Origin of the sequence: Acinetobacter sp. NEB 394 (assembly GCF_013374795.1) — a bacterium.
GTDB classification, from domain to species: Bacteria; Pseudomonadota; Gammaproteobacteria; order Pseudomonadales; family Moraxellaceae; genus Acinetobacter; species Acinetobacter johnsonii.
This window is the reverse complement of the sequence record NZ_CP055277.1, coordinates 364,669-371,343: the sequence shown is the minus strand read 5'-3', so window position 1 is coordinate 371,343 and position 6,675 is coordinate 364,669. Positions and strand designations below refer to the sequence as shown.

Here is a 6,675-nt window from a genome sequence, read left to right as displayed (position 1 = left end):
GGCCTATATTCGTTGAAACTTTTAAATGCTGAATTACTTGGTAATGCCCGTAATTTGTACCGTCACGCGACGATCGGGCTGTAAACATGCTTTTAGTGCTTCACGAGATTTAACCGTAGGACAGCCGTCCGTGACTGGTTGATTCTTCCCTGCACTTGCCACCGAGATAATATTTGCGGATACGCCATTTTGAACAAGCAGACTACGTACAGTTTCAGCACGATTCTGACCAAGTTTTTGGTTATAAGTTTCGCTTCCTAGACGATCCGTATGACCGACCAATATGATCTTACTGACAGAAACAAAACCTGTTGAAATTTTTGATGCTACGTCCTGAACTTCCTGACGGCCTTTAGGCAATAAATCATTTAAAGATGAACCATCAAATTTAAATAATGTATCGGCTGCCAAATCAATTGTTTCAGTATGCTCAACAGGAGCAACGACAGGCTTTTGAGCTGCTGGCTGTTGTCTACAAGCCAAAGGATGACCATTATTTGAAATAAAAGGTACACCAGCAGCATCTACAGAAAGAATAAAGTTACGATCTTTTAATTGATCTGGCCGCAAGTCGACATCGCAACTCTGACAATTTTTTTCGCCGCTACAATTTTTAACTTTGAAATTATAAACTTCTGGTTTTAAATAATACTTTGCCGTATTATTGATATAGAATTTACCTGATTCAATACTGTCAATATAGAAATGAATTGGGCAACTCTGTTCATCTCTTGTATCCCCTGCGCATAATTTAGCATCTCTGTTGACATTGATCTCCTGATTATAACCTTGCTTATTATTTTGAAACCGTAAAGCAGAAGGCTTTGAGTAAGGATCAGATGCACAAGAGGCTACCACCAATGAAATTACAGTAGTTAAAAGCGATAATTTCCACATAAACAACCCTTGGTAGACTTAATGTATTATTAGATTTGTATGACATATTTACGCGAATCTCAACTTTTTAAGTCTTTGAAATAAAAAGGACATAATCCAATTTAATTTTCGACTAAGAAAAGCAAAGCAAAGCAAAGCAAGTTATGTCCATTTACTAATTTATCATTTCTGTATTTTTAATCATAGAGCAATTTTACTCAGCGATTGTCATTCAACCTTTAAGAAGTAGAGGATTTCCACCCGCTTTAAGTGATATTGAAATTCTTACTATACAAATTGTGGGAGAGTTTCTTGGCTTAGATTCTGATAAAAATATCTGGTTCTACTTTAAACACAATTGGTTTGAATGGTTTCCAAAATTAGGTTCCTATCCTAATTTTTGCAAACTTTGTGCAAAATTATGGCATGTAAGTCAACAGATTATGTCACAACTAAAATCTTTTTTCGGTTTAGATAATATTCATTTTATCGATGGCTTTCCTATACCTGTTTGTCGTTATGCTAGAGCAAAAAAACATAAAAACTTCAAAGAATCTGCAGGTTTTAGTTATTGTGCGGCTAAACAAGAAAAATATTATGGTTTCAAAGGACATATCGTTATTAACTTTTCAGGAATGATTACAGGCTATACTTTTGCTCCAGCTCATTGTGATGAACGTGATGTTGCACCAGAAATTACTCAAGATATTCAGGGATTACTTGGTGGTGATAAAGGATACTTAAGACCTGAATTAAAACACTATTTTATGTACCAAGATATTGATTTACAAACACCTTATAGAAAGAACATGACTGATAGCAGGTCTAAGGAAGCTATGGCGAGGCTCATGAATGCTCGTAGAAAAATTGAGACTGTTATAGGTCAATTAACTGAACGATTTCACATTCAAAAAGTAAGAGCTAAAGATTTATGGCATTTAACGCATAGAATTACGCGTAAGATTCTTTCACATACCATTGCAGTAATTTTAAATACACGATTAGGAAATCCACCTTTACAGCTGGAAAGCCTTATTCAAAGTTGAGATTGGGGTATATTTATTAAAAAATATGCCATTTTATTTATATCACTTAGGACTTACGCAGTATTATTTATAGATTCTCTGTGGTAGCAGATGATTTTTATCGAGAATAAAGTCATCAATGAAGTTTTTGATCATTGGTCTAAATAACTTCTTCTGCCAACGATATACATTTTCAAAGATCCGCTCAAACTGGTTCTTTTGTATCTCAACGTAGGCCATCAAGGCTGAAAAAATATGATTCGAAATCAGTTTAGATCGTCTTACTTGAAACTTTTCAATATGACAAACCTGTTTAATCACTCGGTGATATTGTTCTATTTTCCAATGACTTGAATGTAATTCATGAAAACCCTCAAAGGACAATAAATCATCTTCATCTTGATGCACAATATAAAACCTCTGCTGTTCTTTTAACTGAGTCTTAAATAATTGTACAAAGCCAAAATCTTTAAGCCAGACCACTTGACCCTGATGGAAATTCGGCAATAAACGCAGTTGAAACCATTGTCCTTTTTCTGGGGAAACCTTACGGTTACAGTCGATACCAAACATAAATCGAATACCATATTTTCTTATGGTTTTTAGATTTGCAGTCGATGAATACCAACTATCACCTGTAATAAATTGAATCTTTGCACCCCAACTGAGTACTTCACTTAACATATCCATAAAGTAATCATTCTTGGTTTTACTTTCAGATTTGTCATAAATTCGGAAATTAATTGGAATATTTTGACCATTTTGATCTGTCGCATACAAGGTAATGAGATTAATACCCTTGACGGATCGGTGGTGTTTGCCTGACCAAAAATAGCTAACCAAGTCCATATGCTGACTATACGGTTTATCTAAAACAGTATCATCAATACTGACTATAAGTTTATTATTATCAATATGTTGAATTGCTTCTTGATATAGGTCGTGAGGTGTGTAGTCTTCACGCTCTAGAAAGCGATTTACACTATCATGCGAGATGTTATAAGTCTCGGCAAGTTGTGTGCAGCTAATAGAGTTCGGTTCTGTCATGAGAAAGCCCATATAAATGGGTAGTGTACAAGTTGCTGTAGAAGCATTTTTAATTCGTCTGATCACAGATACTTTATAAAGTATTTTAATACTTTTTTGAATCCGTCAATGCGTAAGTCCTATCACTTTAATAACAAAATAAATACACGAGCATAATTAATTTTTTAAATAAATTGCATTTTTTACAAAAAATATAGACCACGTCACGCTAAATATCCTAATTTTATTACAATTTTCTAATTTATAGAGTAGAAACTCTATTTTAAAAAATCCAATTTACTAATACAAATAAATGAAAAATAAATACTTTATTAGGACTTACGCAAAGACGACCGAAGGCGAGCGTAACTGCTCACGCAAATAATCACTGAGTAAACCCCTTTTAACCTGATATAAAGATTGTTTTAACCGTTTAGCCTGTCTGGCTAACTGCAGCCAAACCAGCATACAACAACAAATATGATTCCGCTGAATACGAGCCTTACGACACTGATTAGCTTCAATACCAGTGAGTTGTTTAAGTTCTCGGTGAAACTGCTCAATCTTCCAGCGGATGGCACACACCAATCGTGTGCCATCTGATGAATCCTGAGTGGTGTCGTTGGTGACAATCCAGTCCGTGCGGTTTTCATTAACCACTACTCGGAACAGTTGCACTTTGTAATCTTTAGGAAAGGCATGTATTTTAATCAGTTTGCCATTTTGTTGCTCTTGGTCAGTCCAAGTTAATTCGTTGACTGCTTTGTAAGGGTGTACTCCTTTTGAATCATCGACTTTGCGATTGGATTTTAAAGGACAATAATAGATTTTTTGTAAGTTATCAATATACAGCATGATGTCTTTGGTGGCATACCAGGTATCCATGAGCACATATTTGAATTTAATTTGTTTGTGTTCAATACTGTGCTGTAGCATGTCTTTTAGATGGTCAAGTTTGCTTTTGCCATCGGTGGTTTTGTCATAAATACGGTAATCAATGAACCAGTATTGTTCGGTCTTAGGATTGACATAGATACAGTTAACGATGCAGATGCCTTTAATAATGCGATGGGCGTTGCCACTGAACCGTACCGGGTTTGTCGGAGAGTCAATATTCTGAGAGACTATCCCGATGACAAAATTAAAATATACCCCTGAAATCAGAGAAAGAGCGGTTCAATTATTGATTGAATCTGAAAAAGATTATCCTTCTACTTGGGCTGCGATCACCGCTATTGCTCCCTGAGCAGTATACTGCGCAAGGGTTGTACTCCTGAAACACTACGTGTTTGGTATCAAAAATATTTAGATAAACTAAATCCAGTTAAAGTACAGCAGCTTTCAGATCAAGAACGTATTAAACAACTCTAACGTGAAAATAAAGAACTGCAACGCGCCAATGAGATTCTACGTAAAGCAGCCGCTTTTTTCGCCCAGGCGGAGCTCGACCGCCCACACAAATAATGGTGGATTTTATCCATAATAATAAAGAGCTGTACGGAGTCGAGGCGATTTGTAGAATTTTACCGATCGCACCCTCAACCTATTACCGGACTCTAGATCTCTGCGAAAATCCAGAACATCGAGCAAAGCGAGATTTACATGACTTGCATCATGCTGAGGAGATTAAACGAATTTGGAAGGAAAGTTCAGGTCGGTATGGTGTACGTAAAGTCTGGCAAAAACTGAAACGTGAAGGCTATATTATTGCACGCTGTACTGTTGCTCGATTAATGAAAAAGCTAGGTATACAAGGTGTTTGGCGAGGTAAGAACAAACAAACCACCCGTAGCCGAGATGACCAAAAACGAGCAGATGATTTAGTGAAACGTAATTTTACTGCTGATCATCCTGACCCTTGCGAAGCAGTGCTTCTCAGGTCAGTGACTTTACGTATATTCAAACTCATTCAGGCTGGGTCTATACCGCCTTTATTATTGATGTGTTCTCACGAGCAATTGTTGGCTGGAAAGTATCTACACGAATGAATACAGATATGGTGCTCGATGCATTAGAGCAAGCATTGCATGATCGAGGCATGCCAAAGAATGTGATTCATCATTCCGACAGGGGTGTGCAATATCTTTCGATTCGCTATACCAATCGTTTAGAAGCAGCAAATTTACGAGCATCAGTCGGTACAACTGGTGATTCATACGATAATGCTTTGGCTGAAACGGTGAATGGCTTATACAAAACAGAGGTGATTGAATATTTAAAAGCAGATTGGCAAGGTTTAGCAGATGTACAACTTGCGACACTAAACTGGGTAGATTGGTTCAATAAAAAGCGTGTACACAGTGCACTGGGTTATGTGTCGCCTTTTGAGTTTGAAGCAATGTACTATGATAAGATTAACCCGTTAGGTCAGGTGGCCTAACTTAAATAAAAAAGTCTCCGACAAACCCGGTACGGTTCACTCTTACCAATATGATGCCTCACTCGATGGCTGGGGGGCTCTAGAATTTTGGTGGCTATTCAGTCCATCATTACCTACATTCCAACTCTCTAGTTTTCCAACTAGCCCAGGTTATAATAGCCACCCAAAATACGATTGATCTATTATGAACACCTCCAATGACCCTTTACACGGCAAAAAACTTGCTGACATTTTGGATGAATTATTGGATTACTACGGTGGCTTTGAAGGCTTAAGTCACAAAATTGAAATTAGATGTTTTTGCATAGACCCAAGTGTTAAATCATCATTACGATTCTTGCGTACCATACCATGGGCACGTGAAAAAGTAGAGAGCTTATATTTGTACGTCTTACGCCAAAAGGCCAAACAGAAACCGTAGCCTCAGGCAACACCCCTCTCATCATAAAATTATACCAGTCAGTAAAATACCTTTAGATTAAGCATATGTATGTTGGTTATTATTGTTGATTATCACAATAAATTAGTGACCAAAAATAAAAGTACCCCACCCCATCTTAAATTACGTCACACAAAATAAAAACTCTATATAACTGTTATATATAGAGTTTATTAACGTGCCAATTGTGTTATTTAGTGTATTTTATGTCGGTGACTCTTGCCAAGGTTGGGGTTTCATGAAAATACGCTGATTTGCTTTTATCGCGCTCGACCTGCGCACTAATGGCTCCAAAAGAATATAAATTCAGGGTGCCACGTAAACCCGGCGTGAAGTCTTCACTGGCATAATCGGTGCGATCTTTATGGGATTGACCCAGGACTTGATTTGCGGTCACTGCCAAAACTGGATAATGCAAGGCCTGTGACTCTTTAACTTTACTGATCGCCGCCTGCTCATTGGCTTGCGCTTCAATCATCAATGGATCTTGTGTTAATGCATTCTGTAGCAATATTTTGAGATCCGCTGCATAAACCGGGGAAGTCAACATTAATGTGGTGAACAGCACCATCACCTGATTTTGAGGATATCTCACAACAGATCTATGACTTTTTTTCATATTCAACTTTAAGTGATTATTACATAAAAAATAATGATGACTTTCAATAATTAGCTTTAAGATTTCTACTGTGTTCTAATCAAAAACTCGGTATTAACCATCCAAATTAATGTGAAAAACATCACATTAATTAGAGCATTTTCGGATTTTAAAGCAACAACTCATTAAAATACAGACTAAACACATGAAACTTTCATTAATTTTTTGCTCTATTATCAAGTGACTATATTTTTTAAGTAGGTAACTTCATCCCCTCTTTTTTCCGGAATTTTAATTCTATTCCTCAACAGTAAGTCCCTTGCATCAATGA

Annotated in this window: 6 protein-coding genes, 1 pseudogene and 1 other annotated feature; of the genes and pseudogenes, 3 read left to right on the top strand and 4 right to left on the bottom strand. The window is 36.7% G+C overall.

Features of this window, described 5'->3' with window-relative positions:
* Window positions 1–33: 33 nt before the first annotated feature.
* Window positions 34–897 (bottom strand): OmpA family protein, encoded by an 864-nt coding sequence (locus tag HUK62_RS01680; RefSeq protein WP_000265727.1) that lies wholly within the window; start codon window positions 895–897, stop codon window positions 34–36.
* Between the two features lie 161 nt (window positions 898–1,058).
* Here HUK62_RS01680 and HUK62_RS01675 point away from each other — a divergent pair, with 161 nt between their 5' ends.
* The gene (locus HUK62_RS01675) at window positions 1,059–1,922 is read left to right on the top strand and encodes an IS982 family transposase (protein ID WP_228723756.1); all 864 of its coding nucleotides are present in this window, start codon (window positions 1,059–1,061) and stop codon (window positions 1,920–1,922) included.
* Window positions 1,923–1,985: 63 nt separating this feature from the next.
* Here HUK62_RS01675 and HUK62_RS01670 read toward each other — a convergent pair whose 3' ends face one another.
* A complete protein-coding gene (locus HUK62_RS01670) occupies window positions 1,986–3,014 on the bottom strand; it encodes a transposase (RefSeq protein ID WP_176536921.1) in 1,029 nt (342 codons plus the stop codon).
* A gap of 252 nt (window positions 3,015–3,266) precedes the next feature.
* Window positions 3,267–3,914 carry a transposase gene (locus tag HUK62_RS01665; protein WP_234305122.1) on the bottom strand — a complete coding sequence of 216 codons (648 nt, stop codon included), beginning with the start codon at window positions 3,912–3,914 and terminating at the stop codon, window positions 3,267–3,269.
* 145 nt (window positions 3,915–4,059) lie between these two features.
* On the opposite strand from HUK62_RS01665, the pseudogene HUK62_RS01660 reads away from it, so the two are divergent.
* A pseudogene (locus tag HUK62_RS01660) lies at window positions 4,060–5,307 on the top strand (IS3 family transposase).
* Window positions 4,349–4,465, top strand: a sequence feature (AL1L pseudoknot). Its footprint overlaps the pseudogene before it by 117 nt.
* Window positions 5,308–5,491: 184 nt before the next feature.
* Window positions 5,492–5,728, top strand: coding sequence for a VF530 family protein (locus HUK62_RS01655; protein WP_005005662.1), 237 nt, complete (start codon window positions 5,492–5,494; stop codon window positions 5,726–5,728).
* Between the two features lie 208 nt (window positions 5,729–5,936).
* Here HUK62_RS01655 and HUK62_RS01650 read toward each other — a convergent pair whose 3' ends face one another.
* Window positions 5,937–6,341 carry a TolC family protein gene (locus HUK62_RS01650; RefSeq protein ID WP_176536920.1) on the bottom strand — a complete coding sequence of 135 codons (405 nt, stop codon included), beginning with the start codon at window positions 6,339–6,341 and terminating at the stop codon, window positions 5,937–5,939.
* Window positions 6,342–6,675: the final 334 nt, after the last annotated feature.